This is a genomic window from Phyllobacterium phragmitis (assembly GCF_002980495.1).
GTDB lineage: Bacteria > Pseudomonadota > Alphaproteobacteria > Rhizobiales > Rhizobiaceae > Paramesorhizobium > Paramesorhizobium phragmitis.
The window spans coordinates 5,001-6,496 of sequence record NZ_PVBR01000053.1 but is presented as its reverse complement, the minus strand read 5'-3'; the positions used below and the strand labels follow the sequence as shown (position 1 = coordinate 6,496).

Below are 1,496 nucleotides of genomic sequence, written 5' to 3'. Positions count from 1 at the left end.
TGGTTGCGGGGGCAGGATTTGAACCTGCGGCCTTCAGGTTATGAGCCTGACGAGCTACCGGGCTGCTCCACCCCGCGTCAAAGGTTTGACTGTATGCGACTGCGTAGGCTTTTCGGGTCATGTATGACGCATGCCCTGTATATAGGGCGCGATAGAATGAAGAGAAGATGGTTTTGATTTTGCGCTTGGCAGACCTGGCAGCGACCTACTCTCCCGCGTCTTGAGACGAAGTACCATTGGCGCTGGAGCGTTTCACGGCCGAGTTCGGGATGGGATCGGGTGCAGCCACTCCGCCATAACCACCAGGTCAGCAAAGCGCAAAATCAACGCATGATCCAGAAAGCCATAAGACTTTCCGGCATTGATCATGCGGATAAAATGAGAAGCTGGTTTATTTCTGCCTTTAACTGACAATTGTTTTTGGACAAAGCGAAGCGAGGAATGGCGCCCATACAGGACGCTAGTCCGTCGCGGCTCGTGCCGCGCCCTCGCGGAGCATAGGGCCGAAGGCCCGCTCATGCGTGAGCGCTTTAAAAACAATGCTCATTTTCAATGAGCATTGATAATGAGAACGATCAAGCCAATCGAGCTATTAGTACCGGTAAGCTGCATGCGTTGCCGCACTTCCACACCCGGCCTATCGACGTGGTGGTCTTCCACGGCTCTCAAGGGAATACTCGTTTTCAGGTGGGTTTCCCGCTTAGATGCCTTCAGCGGTTATCCCGTCCGTATATAGCTACCCTGCTATGCGGCTGGCGCCACAACAGGTCCACCAGAGATACGTCCATCCCGGTCCTCTCGTACTAGGGACAGATCCTGTCAATATTCCTACACCCACGGCAGATAGGGACCGAACTGTCTCACGACGTTCTGAACCCAACTCACGTACCGCTTTAAATGGCGAACAGCCATACCCTTGGGACCTGCTCCAGCCCCAGGATGCGATGAGTCGACATCGAGGTGCCAAACAACCCCGTCGATATGGACTCTTGGGGGTCATCAGCCTGTTATCCCCGGCGTACCTTTTATCCGTTGAGCGATGGCCCTTCCACGCGGGACCACCGGATCACTATGACCGTCTTTCGACTCTGCTCGACGTGTCAGTCTCGCAGTCAGGCGGGCTTATGCCATTGCACTCGACGAACGATTTCCGACCGTTCTGAGCCCACCATCGCGCGCCTCCGTTACTCTTTAGGAGGCGACCGCCCCAGTCAAACTACCCACCATACACTGTCCCGGGCCCGGATAACGGGTCGCGGTTAGACATCCATGACGATAAGGGTGGTATTTCAAGGATGGCTCCACCAAGGCTGGCGCCCTGGCTTCAAAGCCTACCACCTATCCTACACATGTCGTCACGAATGCCAGTGTAAAGCTATAGTAAAGGTGCACGGGGTCTTTCCGTCTAACCGCAGGAACCCCGCATCTTCACGGGGAATTCAATTTCACTGAGTCTGCGTTGGAGACAGCGGGGAAGTCGTTACGCCATTCGTGCA

At 55.1% G+C, this 1,496-nt stretch carries 1 tRNA gene and 2 rRNA genes (1 of these 3 only partly in view); all 3 read right to left on the bottom strand.

Going from position 1 to position 1,496, the window contains the following annotated elements:
• Positions 1–77 (bottom strand) — tRNA-Met (locus C5748_RS27100).
• Positions 78–192: 115 nt separating this feature from the next.
• Positions 193–307: ribosomal RNA gene (gene rrf / locus C5748_RS27095) — 5S ribosomal RNA — on the bottom strand.
• A 264-nt stretch (positions 308–571) separates the two neighbouring features.
• Positions 572–1,496: ribosomal RNA gene (locus tag C5748_RS27090) — 23S ribosomal RNA — on the bottom strand (it continues 1,976 nt past the right edge of the window).